The sequence below is a fragment of the Aliarcobacter skirrowii CCUG 10374 genome (assembly GCF_003544835.1).
Lineage (GTDB): Bacteria > Campylobacterota > Campylobacteria > Campylobacterales > Arcobacteraceae > Aliarcobacter > Aliarcobacter skirrowii.
Genome location: NZ_CP032099.1, coordinates 1,161,201 through 1,177,121 on the forward strand (window position 1 = coordinate 1,161,201; position 15,921 = coordinate 1,177,121).

The 15,921-nt window shown below is 27.9% G+C and carries 18 protein-coding genes and 1 other RNA gene; 12 read left to right on the forward strand and 7 right to left on the reverse strand.

What is annotated here, in order from left to right:
• Positions 1 to 53: 53 nt before the first annotated feature.
• On the reverse strand, positions 54 to 431 hold the full coding sequence (locus ASKIR_RS06090) for a thiol-disulfide oxidoreductase DCC family protein (protein ID WP_066350872.1): 378 nt from the start codon (positions 429 to 431) through the stop codon (positions 54 to 56).
• 76 nt (positions 432 to 507) lie between these two features.
• On the opposite strand from ASKIR_RS06090, the gene ASKIR_RS06095 reads away from it, so the two are divergent.
• From ASKIR_RS06095 to ASKIR_RS06125, 7 genes are all read left to right on the forward strand, one after another.
• The gene (locus ASKIR_RS06095) at positions 508 to 885 is read left to right on the forward strand and encodes a DUF302 domain-containing protein (protein ID WP_066350874.1); all 378 of its coding nucleotides are present in this window, start codon (positions 508 to 510) and stop codon (positions 883 to 885) included.
• A complete protein-coding gene (locus ASKIR_RS06100) occupies positions 885 to 1,352 on the forward strand; it encodes a DUF2721 domain-containing protein (protein WP_066350875.1) in 468 nt (155 codons plus the stop codon). The genes ASKIR_RS06095 and ASKIR_RS06100 overlap by 1 nt, the downstream gene beginning before the upstream one ends.
• An 11-nt stretch (positions 1,353 to 1,363) precedes the next feature.
• Positions 1,364 to 2,149 carry a ribonuclease H family protein gene (locus ASKIR_RS06105; RefSeq protein WP_066350878.1) on the forward strand — a complete coding sequence of 262 codons (786 nt, stop codon included), beginning with the start codon at positions 1,364 to 1,366 and terminating at the stop codon, positions 2,147 to 2,149.
• A 66-nt stretch (positions 2,150 to 2,215) separates the two neighbouring features.
• Complete coding sequence (gene abc-f / locus ASKIR_RS06110) at positions 2,216 to 4,165, forward strand: ribosomal protection-like ABC-F family protein (protein ID WP_115588301.1); 1,950 nt, start codon at positions 2,216 to 2,218, stop codon at positions 4,163 to 4,165.
• Positions 4,166 to 4,208: 43 nt separating this feature from the next.
• A complete protein-coding gene (locus ASKIR_RS06115; RefSeq protein ID WP_066161499.1) occupies positions 4,209 to 4,652 on the forward strand; it encodes a GatB/YqeY domain-containing protein in 444 nt (147 codons plus the stop codon).
• A gap of 64 nt (positions 4,653 to 4,716) precedes the next feature.
• A complete protein-coding gene (locus ASKIR_RS06120; protein WP_066161500.1) occupies positions 4,717 to 5,661 on the forward strand; it encodes a M23 family metallopeptidase in 945 nt (314 codons plus the stop codon).
• Positions 5,574 to 6,044, forward strand: a complete 471-nt coding sequence (locus tag ASKIR_RS06125) for a bactofilin family protein (RefSeq protein ID WP_082946376.1) — start codon at positions 5,574 to 5,576, stop codon at positions 6,042 to 6,044. The genes ASKIR_RS06120 and ASKIR_RS06125 overlap by 88 nt, the downstream gene beginning before the upstream one ends.
• Before the next feature lie 44 nt (positions 6,045 to 6,088).
• Here the strand turns inward: ASKIR_RS06125 and trpC are convergent, their stop codons facing one another.
• The 4 genes from trpC to ASKIR_RS06145 are packed head-to-tail and all read right to left on the reverse strand — an operon-like array spanning position 6,089 to position 9,305.
• Positions 6,089 to 6,880: an indole-3-glycerol phosphate synthase TrpC gene (trpC, locus tag ASKIR_RS06130; protein WP_066350883.1), complete on the reverse strand. Its 792-nt coding sequence runs from the start codon at positions 6,878 to 6,880 to the stop codon at positions 6,089 to 6,091.
• Positions 6,867 to 8,237 (reverse strand): tetratricopeptide repeat protein, encoded by a 1,371-nt coding sequence (locus ASKIR_RS06135; RefSeq protein ID WP_066350890.1) that lies wholly within the window; start codon positions 8,235 to 8,237, stop codon positions 6,867 to 6,869. The genes trpC and ASKIR_RS06135 overlap by 14 nt, the downstream gene beginning before the upstream one ends.
• The gene (locus ASKIR_RS06140; protein ID WP_066350892.1) at positions 8,213 to 8,596 is read right to left on the reverse strand and encodes a YkgJ family cysteine cluster protein; all 384 of its coding nucleotides are present in this window, start codon (positions 8,594 to 8,596) and stop codon (positions 8,213 to 8,215) included. The genes ASKIR_RS06135 and ASKIR_RS06140 overlap by 25 nt, the downstream gene beginning before the upstream one ends.
• The gene (locus ASKIR_RS06145; protein WP_066350894.1) at positions 8,589 to 9,305 is read right to left on the reverse strand and encodes a tRNA1(Val) (adenine(37)-N6)-methyltransferase; all 717 of its coding nucleotides are present in this window, start codon (positions 9,303 to 9,305) and stop codon (positions 8,589 to 8,591) included. The genes ASKIR_RS06140 and ASKIR_RS06145 overlap by 8 nt, the downstream gene beginning before the upstream one ends.
• 143 nt (positions 9,306 to 9,448) lie before the next feature.
• Here ASKIR_RS06145 and ASKIR_RS06150 point away from each other — a divergent pair, with 143 nt between their 5' ends.
• From ASKIR_RS06150 to ASKIR_RS06165, 4 genes are read left to right on the forward strand one after another with little or no spacing between them, the layout of a single operon-like run.
• A complete protein-coding gene (locus tag ASKIR_RS06150; protein ID WP_066161505.1) occupies positions 9,449 to 9,778 on the forward strand; it encodes a 4Fe-4S binding protein in 330 nt (109 codons plus the stop codon).
• A gap of 2 nt (positions 9,779 to 9,780) precedes the next feature.
• Positions 9,781 to 10,911, forward strand: coding sequence for a 2-oxoglutarate synthase subunit alpha (locus tag ASKIR_RS06155; protein ID WP_066350896.1), 1,131 nt, complete (start codon positions 9,781 to 9,783; stop codon positions 10,909 to 10,911).
• Position 10,912: 1 nt separating this feature from the next.
• Complete coding sequence (locus tag ASKIR_RS06160) at positions 10,913 to 11,746, forward strand: 2-oxoglutarate ferredoxin oxidoreductase subunit beta (RefSeq protein WP_066350897.1); 834 nt, start codon at positions 10,913 to 10,915, stop codon at positions 11,744 to 11,746.
• A 9-nt stretch (positions 11,747 to 11,755) separates the two neighbouring features.
• Complete coding sequence (locus tag ASKIR_RS06165) at positions 11,756 to 12,328, forward strand: 2-oxoacid:acceptor oxidoreductase family protein (RefSeq protein WP_066161508.1); 573 nt, start codon at positions 11,756 to 11,758, stop codon at positions 12,326 to 12,328.
• A 50-nt stretch (positions 12,329 to 12,378) separates the two neighbouring features.
• Here ASKIR_RS06165 and rnpB read toward each other — a convergent pair.
• An RNA gene (gene rnpB, locus ASKIR_RS06170) (RNase P RNA component class A) lies at positions 12,379 to 12,698 on the reverse strand.
• A gap of 14 nt (positions 12,699 to 12,712) precedes the next feature.
• Positions 12,713 to 13,243, reverse strand: a complete 531-nt coding sequence (gene lolA / locus ASKIR_RS06175; RefSeq protein ID WP_066350898.1) for a LolA-like outer membrane lipoprotein chaperone — start codon at positions 13,241 to 13,243, stop codon at positions 12,713 to 12,715.
• Between the two features lie 59 nt (positions 13,244 to 13,302).
• Between lolA and secA the strand changes: the two genes are divergently transcribed.
• A complete protein-coding gene (gene secA, locus ASKIR_RS06180; RefSeq protein WP_066350900.1) occupies positions 13,303 to 15,921 on the forward strand; it encodes a preprotein translocase subunit SecA in 2,619 nt (872 codons plus the stop codon).

Sequence of the window (15,921 nt, forward strand, 5' to 3'; positions counted from 1 at the left end):
TATAAAAATTTATGAGATTATTTCGAAGCTTTGTTAATTTACTGTTAAAACTTCTAAATATTAGATTTTATTTTTAGACTATACAGAAAAAGCTTTCTGATTATTAATAAAAATTTATACAAAAATCTACTAAAAAAGTTGTCATACTTAAATAAAAAGTGCATTTTCCCTATAAAAGTATCTTTTTTTACAATACTATTTATAAATTTTAATGCCATATCTGCTTGATAAAAGTTATCTTTATAAACAACTATAAATCCCTTGTTTATATCTAATTTTGTAAAATCTAATTCATCTTTATGCTCTCTAGCATTTTTTAAAACTAAAAGATAACCATCTTTTAGTTTTAAGTAGTTTACATAAGAGTTACAAAATGGGCACTCTTTATCAAAATAAATCTCTATCTTCTCTTTTTTATTTTCATTAATCATAAAAAAAATATTATCTAAATATCAATTTATAACTCTTTATTAGTTATACTTTTACAAAAATTTAAAAGGTTAAAATATGCAATATATAGAAGTTTCAAATAAAAGTGTAGATGAAGTTGTAGAGAGTTTAAAACAAATAGCACCAAAATATAGTTTTGGAGTTCAACATGTACACAATATTAAAGCCACACTAAATTCAAAAGGAAAAGAGCTAAATGAGGATTGTCAAGTAGTTGATATTTGTAATCCAAGCTATGCAGAAAAGTTTTTAAATGGTGATATTACAATAGCTTGTATCCTGCCTTGTAAAATTGCTGTTTATACAAAAGATGGTGAAACAAATATATCTTTAAACTCTTTTACTCAATTAATAGATGATGTAAATCCAGACTTTATAGAAATTGCTTTAGAGGCTCAAAATGAGCTTTTAAAAATTATTGATGAAGCAAAATAGTGATAACATCAGTTGAAATAGACTCAATTACAAGTATGATTCAACTATCAGTTGCACCTGTTTTTTTGCTTGCAGGTGTTGCTGGAATTTTGAATCTATTTTCTACAAGACTTATTAGAATTATAGATAAAGTCGATAAACTTGATAAATTTGAACAAGAACAAAAATCTTTAAATAATATGAGCAATGATTTAAAAAATATGATTAAAGCTAGAAGAGATTTTTTAACAATGAGGATGAATAACACAAATTTAGCTATATTTTTTGGAACAACAACTGGACTTTTGATTGCACTTGTAATTATTACAATATTTTTAAGCTCATTTTTTCATTTTGAATATACTATTTTTATAGCTATTTTATTCATTTTAGCAATGTGTTCTTTGGTTATATCTTTGATTCTATTCCTAAAAGAGCTGTTTTATACAACAAAATTTATAAATAACAAAGAGAGCTATATTCCATAAAATGAGAAAAAATGACAATAGATAACGAAATTTTAAAACTAATTACTTTTAATGATAATTTAAATCAGACACAACTTGATATTTTACAAATATCAAATGATAATATAGATTATAAAGATATTATATTCTCAAAAGAGATTTCAAAAAATGATTTCAATTTACTTATGCTTTTAAAAGGGATTAAATCACTTGAAGCACAAAATCAAATAGTTGAAAATTATCATAAAATTTTAGAATATAACAAGATAAAAACAACAATTTATAAAAATGAAAAAACAAATCAAAATCTCAATTTAACAATTTATTGTGATGGAGCTTGTTCTGGAAATCCTGGATTTGCTGGAAGTGGATTGGCAATTTATAAAAACAATAAAAAACCAGTTTTACTATATGGAGCATTTGTTGAAAATGGAACAAACAATATAGCTGAACTAAATGCTTTATTAAAAGCACTTCAAATAGCTTCACAAAATATTGGTGAAGAAAAAATTACAATTTTTTCAGATTCTAAATACTCAATTGATTGTATAAAAACTTGGGCATACTCTTGGAAAAAAAATGGCTGGAGCAAAAAAGGTGGCGAGATAAAAAATCTTGAACTTATAAAAGAGGCTCACTTTTTATATGAAGATATTAAAAACAGTATAGAGTTAAATCATGTAAAGGGTCATAGTGGAGTTGAGGGAAATGAACTTGCTGATAGAATGGCTGTAAACGCTATTTTAGAAAAAACCATTGATTTTCAAGAGTTTGAATATACAAATATAGAAGATGTGCTAAAACTAAAATCTTATTAACTTATTTAGCTCTAAAGAGTTTTTAGATAGACTCTTTTTTATTTTTTTAGGAAAAACACTCTTTATATGGCACTAATAGACTTACAAAACATTTCAAAACAGTATGACACAAAAGTTATTTTAAAAGATGCAAACTTTACCCTTCAATCAGGACAAAGAGTTGCTGTTATTGGTCAAAATGGACAAGGAAAATCAACTTTGTTTAAAATTATTATGAGATTAGTTGAACCTGATAGTGGTGAAATGTCCATTGATAGATCTGTAAAAATAGAGATGCTAGACCAACAACCAAAATTCAAAGCAAATTTGAGTGTAAGAGATGCTATTGAAAATCAATTAGTTGAACTTAAAAGTGCAAAATTAGAGTATGAAAAAATCACAAATGAGCTTATGACAAATTATGAAGATGAAAACCTATTAAGAAGACAGAGTGATTTAGCATCTTTTTTAGAGTTTCATAATGCTTGGGATTTAGACAATATGATTGAGAGAGTTTTAGTTGAATTCCAATTAAAACAGTATGAGTTTAAAGATGTAAATTTACTAAGTGGTGGAGAGCAGCGTCGTGTTAGTTTAGCTGGTTTGATTTTAAAAAAACCAGATATTTTACTTTTAGATGAGCCTACAAACCACCTTGATGTTTATATGGTTGAGTTTTTAGAAGAGTTACTTTTAAAAAACAACTTTACCCTACTTTTTATATCTCATGATAGATATTTTATTGATAATATTGCTACAAATGTTATTGAAGTTGAAGGTGGAGAACTAAGAAGATTCAATGGTGGATACTCTTCATACTTAGAACAAAAAGCGCAAATTTTATCAAATATGCAAAAAGAGCATGAAAACTTACTTAGACTTGTAAAACAAGAAGCTCACTGGATGCAACACGGAGTAACAGCTAGAAGAAAAAGAAATGAAAGAAGAAAAGCTGAATATTTTGATTTAAAACAAAAAGCAAAAACAAATCCAGCAGCAATAAAAAAGATGAGCATAGAGCTTCAAAGAGAGCAAAAATCTTTTAATAGTGAAGAGAAACAACAAAATAAGAAAAAAATGCTTTATGAGCTTGATAATATTTATAAAACATTGGGTGACAAAGAGCTAATCAAAGATTTTACAACAAGAATTTTACAAAAAGATACTATTGCAATTGTTGGTCCAAATGGAAGTGGAAAATCAACACTTCTTAAAATTTTTATGGAAAAAATGAAAATTGATAAAGGAAGTTTTAAAAAAGGGGATTTTCAAATAGCATACTTTGATCAACAACGAGAGATTCTTGATGATGATAAAACTATTATGGAAATATTTTGTCCAAATGGTGGAGATAGAGTTGTTTTAGATGATGGAAGAAATATGCATGTTTTTGGATACTTAAAAAACTTTCTTTTTCCAAAAGAGTATTTAGATAAAAAAGTTGGTGTTTTAAGTGGTGGAGAGAAAAACAGAGTTGCACTTGCACTTTTATTTACAAAAAGAGTTGATTGTATGATTTTGGATGAACCTACAAATGACTTAGATATTCCAACAATTAATATTTTAGAAGAGTACTTACAAAACTTTCAAGGTGCTTTAATATTTGTATCGCATGATAGATATTTTGTGGATAAGATTGCTAAAAAACTTTTTGTATTTACTGGAAATGGTCATATTATGGAGAGTTTCCAACCATATAGTGAATATTTACAAATAGAAAAAGAGTTAAAAGAGCTGGATAATTTAGAAGTTGAAATACAAAAAGAGAAAACATCTGTAAAAGTTGTAAATGAACCTAAAAAACAGACAAAATTATCATATAAAGATCAAAGAGAGTATGATAGTTTACCAAATGAGCTTGAAGAGCTTGAAGCTAAAATAGAAGAGTTAAACAGCTGTTTAGCAGACCCAAAATGTTATGAAAAAATTGGAATTGTAACACTTTCAAAAGAGCTTGAAGAGAAAAAAGCTATTTATGAAGAGAAAGTTGAGAGATTTTTAACTCTTGAAGAGCTAGTTGAGAGTTTTAATTCTTAAAAAAGTATAATTCAATAAATTTTAAAATCTAAAAGGAGCAAAAGTGAGTTTAAAAGAGAAATTAAATGAAGATTTAAAACAAGCAATGAGAGATAAAGAGGTTGTAAAAAGAGACTCTATACGAGCCATAAATACAATGATTAAACAAGTTGAAGTTGATGAAAGAAGAGTTTTAGATGATGCTGAAGTTATAAAACTAATTCAAAGAGGAATAAAACAAAGAGAAGAGGCAATTTCTCAATATAGCGCTGCTTCAAGAGATGATTTAGTTCAAAAAGAGCAAGAACAAGTTGATGTTTTTATGCTTTATCTTCCTAAACAATTAAGTGATGTTGAACTTGAAAATGGAATGAAAGAGATAATAAGTGAAGTTGGAGCAACTAGCTTAAAAGATATGGGTAAAGTTATGGGAGCTGCTTCTAAAAAGTTTGCTGGTGTTGCGGATGGAAAAAGAATAAATGAGATGGTGAAAAAACTTTTAGCATAGTATTTTACTTAAGATAAATTTTATTTCATTTAGCTAAAATTGTCACTTAATTGTAGGAGAAAACATGGAGAAACCTAAAAAAGAGTATTTTACTATAACCATTAATTATGAAAGAGGTATTCATCAACTAAGAGTGCCACAAAAACCTCTTTTTTATACATTAATTTCATTGGTATCAATATTTTTAATATCTTTAATAACAACTTTTTTTCTAAATTACTCTTTAAACAAAATAGATAAAGAGAAGATTAATTTAGAGTATGAGTTAGTAGAAACACAAAAAGTAAATGAAGAGTTAAGCTCTCTTGTAAGTCAAACTCAATCTGAACTACTTGAAAAAAATGAAGAGATATCAGAAGCTGCTAGTTACTTATCAAAAATAGAGAACTTAATAGGTCTTTCAACTACAGAAGAAGAGAGCTCTTTGAAAAAAAGAGTTGATATAGCAAAACTAGATTCTGAACAAAGAGCAACTATTTTACAACTAGTTCCAAATGGTTATCCAATTGAATATAAAGGGGTTACAAGTCCTTATGGATATAGACAACATCCAATTTTAGATAAAAAATTATTTCATATGGGTGTTGATTTAAGAGCCTCTATGGGAACACCTGTTTATGCAACTGCCGATGGAGTTGTTAAAAAATCATCTTATGATAAATTTAATGGTAATTTAATAGTTCTTCAACATATTTATGGATTTCAAACTTATTACTCACATTTAAACAAGAATGTGGTAAAATCTGGCGACTTTGTTAAAAAAGGGGATTTGATAGCTTACTCTGGAAATACAGGGCGAAGCAGTGGTCCTCATTTACATTATGAGGTTCGTTTTTTAACAAAGACTTTAGATCCTGTAACATTTGCGAAATGGGATATAAAAAACTATACAGAAATTTTTGAAAAGGAAACTGATATATCATGGCATTCTTTAATAACAGCGATAAGCAACTTACGAGTTCAGGAGCCGACTCCTCAACTACAATTATCACTTCAGGAACTAAAATAACGGGTGATATAAGACTATCTTGTAATCTATACATTGATGGTTTTTTTGAAGGAAATATCTACTCTCAAAAAGAGATAAATATTGGTGTAAATGGTCAAGTAAAAGGTGAAATAAATGCTCATAGAGTTGTAGTTCAAGGTTTAGCAGAAGGTATGATTAATGCTACTAAAGTAGATATTAAACCTGAAGGTAAAGTAAAAGGAACTGTAGAGTCTGAAGAGTTCATTATTGAAGCTAAAGGTATTTTTGAAGGTAATAGCCTTATTAAAAAGAGCGATAAAGAAGAAAATAGTTTAAAAGACGAATCAAAGTCTAAGAATATCTTTGATAAAAAAGATTCAAGTGTAGCAACTGAAGCTACTATTGAAAAAGATAAAAAATAGTTAATATTCTCAAGCTAAATATAGCTTGAGTTTTATTAATTAACTTATTTTAAAGAGTTTTTAAACTCAACTAACTCATCTTTTATACTAGATACTCTCATAAAATGCTCACCTATTAAAAACGCATCAGCACCAATACCATGAAGCCTTTTTATAACATCTTTGTTTGATACACCTGATTCTGCAACTATAATTTTTTCTTTTGGAATAATTGGTATTAACTCATCACATAAATTCATATCCATCTCAAATGTTTTTAAATTTCTATGATTTATTCCAATTATGTTAGCTTCACTATTTAAAGCCTTCTTCAAATCCTCTTTATCATGAATCTCTACTAAAACTTCTAAATCTAAACTTCTTGCATAATTATACAAATCATTTAACTCTTTTTGTTCTAAAGATTTTGCAATTAATAAAATAAAATCAGCTCCATATATTAAAGCTTCTGCTATTTGATATTTTGTAAGAATAAAATCTTTTCTTAAAAGTGGAATATTTGTAACTTTTTTTATCTCTTTTAAATACTCTAAATTACCTAGGAAAAAGTGTGGTTCTGTTAATACGGATATTGCATTTGCACCAAATTCATTATACTCTTTTGCTATAGTCAAATGATTGAAATCATCTTTTATAACACCTTTGCTTGGACTTGCTTTTTTAACTTCAGCAATTATTCTAATAGGTTCATCTTTTGTTGATTTTAAAAACTTTTTTACATCTTTTGTAGGAAACTTACCATCTTTAATAATATTTTCAAGTTCCTCAAAAGAGATATCTTTCTCTCTTTTTCTTGCATCCTCTAAAGTTTGTTGATTTATTTTATCTAATATCATTCTTTGTACACTCCTTAATTTTTTCATAATGTAGTTTTACCTCTTTATCCTCAAGACCAACTTTTTCAATTACGATCTTTATTAACTCAAGAGCTTTTTTACAATTTTTAATTTTATACTCACCCCAAGCTAAAGTATCAATATAAGCATAATTTTCAGGATCTTGAGATAAAGCATCTTTTACAAGAGCTATACCTTTTAAATAATCTTTATCATTGTCAATTAAAATATATGCTAAATAGTTTTGATATAGTGCTCTTGAAGAAGTTTCAACAACCTCTTCAAGCATAAATATAATATCTTCTAGCTCTTTATTATTTAAATTATTATCTTCTAAAGCAATTTCATATCTAAACATAGCTTGATATGCCAAAAAATCATCTATTTGATTTATATCATATAGTTTTGAGGCTAATTTCAAACCATTCTTTTTATCACCTTTTGATATATATAGATTTAATAAAAAATCATCTTCAATACCGTTTGTTACTAAATAATCTATAATTTTATCTTCAGTTTTAAATCGTTCGAAAATAAGATTTATAAGCTCTTGTTTTTCATAAAATAGATTATTTTCTAAATAAAATTTATAGCTATCTTTTAGTAGATTATTAACCTTCTCATCATCTTTTAATGTATCAAAAAATAGAAGTGCTTGTAACACTAAAAGATAGTTATAGTTTTTATCTTTAATTGCTATTTGCAATCTATTAATTGCTTTATCTTTTTGATTAAACTTAAAAAACTCTATTCCACTTAGAGCATGAATAGAACTAGCACTATTTGAATATTTATTTGCTTTTAAATATGATTCATAAGAGTTTTTAAAATCCTCTTTTACTAGATATATATTTCCTAAAAGCTCATAATTATTTGAGTTTTTATATTTTTTAACTAAAATTAAACCATATTTTAAAGCATTTTCAAAATCTTTTTGATTTAAAAGTGCAAAACTATAGAGCCTTAAAATCTCTTCTTCATCTTTTATATTATCAAAATAGTATTTTTGACTATTTTCAACAATAGATTTATAATCATTCATAAGCAATGAAACTCTTAAATAGTTTACTAAATATATTGAATTATTAGTCTTAAAAAAAAGATTTAAATATATCTCTCTAGCCTCTTCATAACTATTTTGTGCCTCTAAATCATAAGCACTTAATATAAAAAAATCTTCTAAATAATATTTTTTTATATCTATTTTTTTATAATTTTTATCAATATTCTCTTTGGAAAAGTTATCCTCATTTTTAATATTTTTATCTCTATTTTCAATACTAAAAATATCTTTTGTGCAAGAGCCTAAAAAAAATAGAATAGCAATAACAGTTATAAATCTAATATACCTATACACTCTTTTTTAAGCTCCTCTTTATTTGTTTTAAAATAGTCCCAAAAAGGAAATGTTCTACACTGATTTGGTCTAAATTCATATATGCTACACATTTTATTAGTGTTATCAAAAAAACAACAAGAATAAACCTTTGGTTCTAATTCTATCTCTTTTAAACTATATTTATACCCTACTTTAAATAAATACTTTTTACTAAACTCATCAATAGTAAGATTCAAATGTTTACTAAGTCGCTCTATTTCAACAATATTTATCCAAATATAACCACTATCTCCTGTGCAACACTTTCCACCACAACTCTCACAAGCTTTTGGATTAAATGAAAAACTATATCCATCTTTTTTTAGCAAATTACTCAATACTAGCCTTTATACTATGAGTATTTATATTTTTATATATTTTTTTAATCTCATTTTTAAATGTTGAATCTTTTTTAAAAACTATTAAAGCAGGTAAAACTTTAAGCAGTGATTTTGAATCTTTTTTTGCAAATATTAAAACCAAATTAGCATCACTATCTTTTTTTGGATAAACAAACTGTATTGACTCAATATTTAATCTATACTCATTTAAATAAATAATAATCTGTGATAACTGTTTAGCATCATAACAAAAAAATAGTTTTCCATTTGGTTTTAATATTTTTGATGATTTTTCTATAAAATTTTTTAGTGGCATTGATGAGTTATATCTTGCTATTTTTAGATTTTCATTTTCACTTTTTATAACATCTGAGTGATAAAATGGTGGATTTGAAACTAAATAATCAAACTTTATAGGAAAATCAATATCAAAAAAAGATCCACAAAACATATTTGAATCAATTTTATTTGTAGAGCTATTTTTATTTGAAAAAAACTGAAAAATCTCTTGAATTTCAACTTGATTTAGTCTAAGTTTTGAAAATTTTTTTGCTACAAGTAGTCCTAATATTCCACTTCCACTTCCAATATCTAAAAGCTCTCCACTTATATTTTTATATTTTTCTAAATTTTTACATATGAAGTTAAATAAAAAATGTGTATCACTATTATAGCAATAACCATTTATAGGTTGATAGAGTAACAAAAACTAATCCTTATTTTTTAAAGTTTCAATTATATCCAAACTTTTTATATATTTACTTTTAATAAAATAAGCTTGACTTTGGTATTATTCTTGTAAAAATTATAAAGTTTATAAATTTTTATTATATTTTATAAAGGAAAAATATGTCAAATTTTGAAGCTCCTTTAAATACCCCTGTTTGGGTTGATGAAAGTAGATGTAAGGCTTGCGATAGATGTGTTTCTGTTTGTCCAGCTGGAGTTCTTGCAATGAGACAAGAGATTCACTCAACACTTGGTGCTATGGCTACTGTTGTAAATCCTGAATCTTGTATTGGTTGTAGCGACTGTGAATTATCTTGTCCTGATTTTGCTATTTTTGTAGCAGATAAAAAAGAGTTTAAATTCTCAAAATTGACTCCAGAATCAAAGCAGAGACAAGAGAGAATTATAAAAAATAATTATAAATTATTAGATGAAGATAAAAAGGTTTAATTATGGCAAGAGAGTTAATATCAACTGGAAATGAGTTAGCAGCACTAGCAGCTATTGATTCAAAGTGTGAATTTTTTGGTGGTTATCCTATTACTCCTTCAAGTGAAGTAATGCATGTTTTATCTTCTAAACTACCTGCAAATGGCGGAGTTTGTATGCAAATGGAAGATGAGATTTCTGGAATTTGTACAGCTCTAGGTGCAGCTATGAGTGGAAAAAGAAGTTTAACTGCAACTTCAGGTCCTGGAATTTCTCTAAAAGCTGAAAATTTAGGACTTGGATATATTGCAGAAGTTCCACTTGTAGTTATAAATGTAATGAGAGGTGGACCTTCGACTGGTCTTCCTACAAGAGTTTCTCAAGGTGACCTTTTACAAGCAAAAAATCCAACTCATGGAGATGTAAAATCTATTACATTAATGCCTGGAAATTTAAGCGAGTGTTACACAGAAGTAGTACGTGCTTTTAATCTAGCAGATAGATTTATGCAACCTGTTTTTGTTTTACTTGATGAGACAATTGGACATATGGCTGGTAAGGCTATAATTCCTGATTTACAAGAAATAGAAAAAAATAGAGTTTATAGAAAAAGATTTGATGGAGATAAAAAAGATTATCTTCCTTATGGTGTAAAAGATGATGAACCAGCTGTTTTAAATCCAATGTTTGAAGGATATAGATATCACTTTACAGGGCTTCATCACGGACCAACAGGTCATCCAACAGAAGATGCTGTTGTTTGTGATGCTTTAATGAATAGACTGTTTAAAAAAGTTGAAAATCATACAGATGAGTTAGAATCAAATGAAGAGTATATGTTAGATGATGCAGAAATTTTAATCATTGCTTATGGTTCTGTTTCACTTGGTGCTAAAGAGGCTGTAAACAGATTAAGAAAAGAGGGAATAAAAGCTGGAATGTTTAGACCAAGAACAGTTTGGCCAAGTCCTGAAAAAAGATTAAATGAACTTGTAAACAGATTTGAAAAAGTATTAGTTGCAGAGCTTAATATGGGACAATATACTCAAGAGGTGCAAAGAGTTAGTGGAAGAAGAGATTTTGATACACTTTTAAAAGCAAATGGAAGACCTCTATCACCTATTGAAATAATAGAAAAAGTAAAAGGAATGTAATATGGCTTTTAACTATGATGAATATTTAAGAACAGATAAAATGCCAACGCTTTGGTGTTGGGGATGTGGAGATGGAGTTATATTAAAAGCTTTAATAAGAGCAATTGATAAACTTGGATGGAATATGGATGATGTTTGTGTAGTTTCTGGAATTGGATGTTCTGGAAGATTTAGCTCATACATAAACTGTAATACAGTTCATACAACTCACGGAAGAACTCTTCCTTATGCAACTGGAATTAAAATGGTAAATCCAGATAAAAAAGTAATTGTTGTTGGTGGAGACGGTGATGGTCTTGCAATTGGTGGAAATCATACAATTCATGCAGCTAGAAGAAATATAGATTTAACTTATATTTTAATAAATAACTTTATTTATGGTCTTACAAACTCTCAAACAAGTCCAACTACCCCAAAAGGAATGTGGACAGCAACAATGGAAAGAGGTAATATTGATCCAACTTTTGATGCTTGTAAGTTAGTTGAAGCAGCAGGAGCATCTTTTGTAGCAAGAGAGACAATGATTGATCCTAAAAAATTAGAAAAAAGTTTAGTAAAAGCACTTGAACACAAAGGTTTCTCATTTGTAGAGGTATTTTCAAACTGCCATGTAAATTTAGGAAGAAAAAATAAAATGGCAAGTGCAACTGCAAACTTAGAGTGGATAGATGAAATAAGTATTGCAAAAACTAAATTTGAAATGCTTGAAGATGATCAAAAAATTGGAAAATTCCCAACTGGAGTTTTAAAACAAGATGAGAATGCAATAGAGTATTGTGAAGCTTATAAAAAAGTTCAAGAGGCTCACAAAAATAAAACTATGGTTGAGTTGTAAGGAGCTAAAATGTCACAAAATCGAACTTTAATGAGATTTACAGGGGTTGGTGGGCAAGGAGTTTTACTTGCTGGTGAAATTTTTGCAACTGCTAAAATAAATAACGGCGGATATGGATTAAAAACTGCAACTTATACATCACAAGTAAGAGGTGGTCCAACTGTTGTTGATATTACTTTGCAAGATGAAGAGATTATTTATCCATATGCAAATGATGGTGAAATTGATTTTATGCTTTCAGTTGCACAAATATCTTTTAATCAGTTTAAAAAAGGTGTTAAGGATGGTGCAACAATTGTAATTGAACCAAACTTAGTAAAACCAAGTGATGAAGATAGAAAAAGATGGAATATTATTGAAATTCCAATTATTACAATTGCAAAAGATGAAGTTGGAAATGTTATTACTCAATCAATTTTAGCATTAGCAATTGCAAACTATTTTACAAACGAAACAATTCCAAAAGAGGTTTTAAGAGAGGCTATGCTTTCAAAAGTTCCTGCAAAACTACATGATATGAATAATAAAGCTTATGATTTAGGTTATAAATATGCTAAAGAGGCTGATAATAGAAGCAAGTAGATTAAAATCTGCTTGTTTTACTCTCAAAATATAATATAAAAATATAATTTTTAATAGGTAGATTTGTAAGCCGTGTTATGTATTTGACAATAATTTATCTAGAAGCCAAATCACTTTAGCTTTCCTGCGAAGACCAAAAATGTGAAGCTTATACCAGGTCTTCTTGCTACAAGTTGGGTTTACATAGCTGTTAAGATTGCTCAAAACACTGGTAGGCTCTTACCCTACCCTTTCACCATCACCAATAAATTGGCTGTCTTCTCTCTGTTGCACTATCCCTTAGATTACTCTAGCCATCCGTTAGATGGAACCTTGCTTCACTGTAGCACGGACTTTCCTCTTGAATTCAAGCTATTGTCTAATCTACCTAAGAGATAATTATACCTATTTTCTAATTAAATCATACCCTAAAGGAATGTTAAATATAAATTTACTATCAGAAATTTGACCATCTAAAATAGTATTAATAAACTTTATTTCAACACTGTTTTCAATCTCATCTTTATACAAAATCTTATCTATTTTTCCATTTTTTAAAACTATTTTATACTCTGTATTATCTATTTTAGAACTATATATATTTTCATCTATTTTTTTAGCCTCATTTAACATCTTTAACATATCTATCTCTTTATCTAGCTTTGTAATAATAGCTTGCTCTAAATCAGGTTCATTTATTATAACTTCACTACCATTTACAAATACATCTTTTCTAACTGGTTCTTGATAGCTCCATAAAATTTTTCCACTATTTTTTATAAATAACTCACCTTTATAATCAATTTTTGTATTACTACTTGAAGTAATAGTTTGTATGAATTTTGATTGAAGAGTTTTTAAGTTTTGAAACTCTTTTATTGATGCTTGTAGAAAGATTGTTGATAATAATAGCAATAAAGTAACTCTATAAAACATTTTTTAACCTTTTTTTATATATAATCTAGCTTCATTATAACGAAAAGGAACTAAATTATATGCTAAATGTTTTTTCAAAAGTTTTTGGTACAAGAAATGATAGAGTAGTAAAAAAATATAGAAAAAGAGCAAACGAAATTACTCTTTTAGAAGATAAGTACAAAAAAATGAGTGATGATGAGTTAAAAAATGAGTTTAACAATCTAAAAAAACTTGTACAAAATGAGGAAAAATCTTTAGATGATATTTTAAATGATACTTTCGCAATTGTTAGAGAGGCTAGTCATAGAGTTTTAAAAATGAGACCTTATGATGTTCAATTAATTGGTGCTATGGTTTTACATAAAGGTGATATTGCTGAGATGAAAACAGGAGAGGGAAAAACTCTTGTTGGAGCAATTGCTGTTTGTTTAAACGCAATGGAAGGAAAAGGTGTTCATGTTGTAACAGTAAATGATTATCTAGCACAAAGAGATGCTAATGAATTAAAACCTTTATATGAGTTTTTAGGATTTAGTGTTGGAGCTATAATTGATAGCATAAAAGATGATTTTACAAGAAAAGAGCAATACGCTTGTGATATTACTTATGGAACAAATAGCTCTTTTGGATTTGATTATCTAAGAGATAATATGGTTTATGACTTAAATGAAAAAGTTCAAAGAGGTCACAACTTCGTAATTGTAGATGAAGTTGACTCTATATTGATTGATGAGGCTAGAACTCCACTAATTATAAGTGGTCCAACAAATCATAAAAACTCAAACTATATAAAAGCAAATGAGATAGCTTTAAAATTAGAGCGTGGAACTATAACAGAACCTACAAATCCTACAGAAAAAGCTATTACTACAGGTGATTTTATTGTTGATGAAAAAAATAGAACAGTTAGTTTAACTGAAGCTGGTCATATAAGAGCTGAAGAACTTTTTGGAGTTGATAACTTATACTCAATAGAGAACGCAATGCTTTCACACTCACTTGATCAAGCACTAAAAGCAAACTATCTTTTTGTAAAAGATGTTGATTATGTTGTAAAAGATGATCAAATTATTATTGTTGATGAGTTTACAGGAAGACTTAGCGAGGGAAGAAGATTTAGTGAGGGTCTTCATCAAGCACTTGAGGCAAAAGAGAAAGTGGCTATTCAAGATGAGAGTCAAACTTTAGCAGATACAACATACCAAAACTACTTTAGAATGTATAAAAAACTCTCTGGTATGACAGGAACTGCCCAAACAGAAGCAACAGAGTTTGCACAAATTTATAATCTTGATGTTGTATCAATTCCAACTAATGTTCCAATTAAAAGAGTTGATAAAAGTGATTTAATCTATAAAACAGAGAGAGAAAAATTTAATGCTGTTTGCGAAAAAATAAAATATTATCACGAAAAGGGACAACCTGTTCTTGTGGGAACTGCAAGTATTGAAAAGAGTGAAAAACTTCATAAAATTTTATCAGATAAAAAAATTCCTCACACTGTTTTAAATGCAAAACAACATGAAAAAGAGGGAAAAATTATTGCTGATGCTGGTCAAAAAGGTGCTGTAACAATTGCTACTAATATGGCTGGACGAGGAGTTGATATCAAACTTACACCTGAAATTTTAGAACTTGGTGGATTAGCAATTATTGGAACCGAAAGACATGAAAGTAGAAGAATTGACAATCAATTAAGAGGAAGAAGTGGAAGACAAGGAGATGTTGGAGAATCACAATTTTATCTATCTTTAGAGGATAATCTTTTAAGAATATTTGGAAGTGATAAAATTAGAACTATCATGGAGAGACTTGGTATTCAAGAGGGTGAGTATATTGAGTCAAGAATGGTTACAAGAGCTGTTGAAAATGCCCAAAAGAAAGTTGAATCTATGCACTTTGAAAGTAGAAAACATCTTTTAGAGTATGATGATGTTGCAAATGAACAAAGAAAAGTTATATATAACTTTAGAAATGATCTTTTAAAAGAGGATTATGATATATCTTCAAAAATCGAAGAGAATAGTTATGATTATGTAGAGTATCTTCTAGCTGAATCAAATGTTTTTGCATCTCAAAGTGAAGAGGATTTTAACTATGAACAAATTATTGCAAAAATAAAAGAGGAACTTCATTTAATATTAACAGTTGAAAATATTAAAAGTGAAGATTATGAGAGTTTAAAAAATAGATTGGCTCAAGTTTTAAAAGAAGTTTATGAAGAAAAAATGAGTGTTACAACACAAAAACAAAGAAGTGAAATTGAAAGAATACTATATCTTCAAATTTTAGACAATGCTTGGAGAGAGCATCTATACTCTATGGATACTTTAAAAACTGGTATTGGACTAAGAGGTTATAACCAAAAAGATCCATTAGTTGAGTATAAAAAAGAGTCTTACAATCTATTTGTTGAGCTTGTTTCTAATATTAAAATTGAGATTATAAAAATACTATTTACAATTCAACTTCAAAGTAAAGAGGATGCAAAAAAAGAGCAAGAAGCTTTAGAAAAAATCAAAGCTAACATGGAAAAATCAAATGAACACACAACTACAAATGTTGCTCAAGATGCTGTAAAAAGTAGTGAGAAAAAAATTGCAAGAAATGAACCTTGTCCTTGTGGAAGTGGTTTAAAATATAAACAGTGTTGTGGGAAAAGTGGACCTAAAAGAGGTTTGGTAGTAGGAAACTAG

Excerpts from the sequence above, each read along its gene's own strand:
- ASKIR_RS06090 (WP_066350872.1), bottom strand. The coding sequence starts at position 431 with ATGATTAATGAAAATAAAAAAGAGAAGATAGAGATTTATTTTGATAAA.
- ASKIR_RS06095 (WP_066350874.1), top strand. The coding sequence starts at position 508 with ATGCAATATATAGAAGTTTCAAATAAAAGTGTAGATGAAGTTGTAGAG.
- ASKIR_RS06105 (WP_066350878.1), top strand. The coding sequence starts at position 1,364 with ATGACAATAGATAACGAAATTTTAAAACTAATTACTTTTAATGATAAT.
- abc-f (WP_115588301.1), top strand. The coding sequence starts at position 2,216 with ATGGCACTAATAGACTTACAAAACATTTCAAAACAGTATGACACAAAA.
- ASKIR_RS06120 (WP_066161500.1), top strand. The coding sequence starts at position 4,717 with ATGGAGAAACCTAAAAAAGAGTATTTTACTATAACCATTAATTATGAA.
- ASKIR_RS06125 (WP_082946376.1), top strand. The coding sequence starts at position 5,574 with ATGGCATTCTTTAATAACAGCGATAAGCAACTTACGAGTTCAGGAGCC.
- trpC (WP_066350883.1), bottom strand. The coding sequence starts at position 6,880 with ATGATATTAGATAAAATAAATCAACAAACTTTAGAGGATGCAAGAAAA.
- ASKIR_RS06150 (WP_066161505.1), top strand. The coding sequence starts at position 9,449 with ATGTCAAATTTTGAAGCTCCTTTAAATACCCCTGTTTGGGTTGATGAA.
- ASKIR_RS06155 (WP_066350896.1), top strand. The coding sequence starts at position 9,781 with ATGGCAAGAGAGTTAATATCAACTGGAAATGAGTTAGCAGCACTAGCA.
- ASKIR_RS06160 (WP_066350897.1), top strand. The coding sequence starts at position 10,913 with ATGGCTTTTAACTATGATGAATATTTAAGAACAGATAAAATGCCAACG.
- ASKIR_RS06165 (WP_066161508.1), top strand. The coding sequence starts at position 11,756 with ATGTCACAAAATCGAACTTTAATGAGATTTACAGGGGTTGGTGGGCAA.
- lolA (WP_066350898.1), bottom strand. The coding sequence starts at position 13,243 with ATGTTTTATAGAGTTACTTTATTGCTATTATTATCAACAATCTTTCTA.
- secA (WP_066350900.1), top strand. The coding sequence starts at position 13,303 with ATGCTAAATGTTTTTTCAAAAGTTTTTGGTACAAGAAATGATAGAGTA.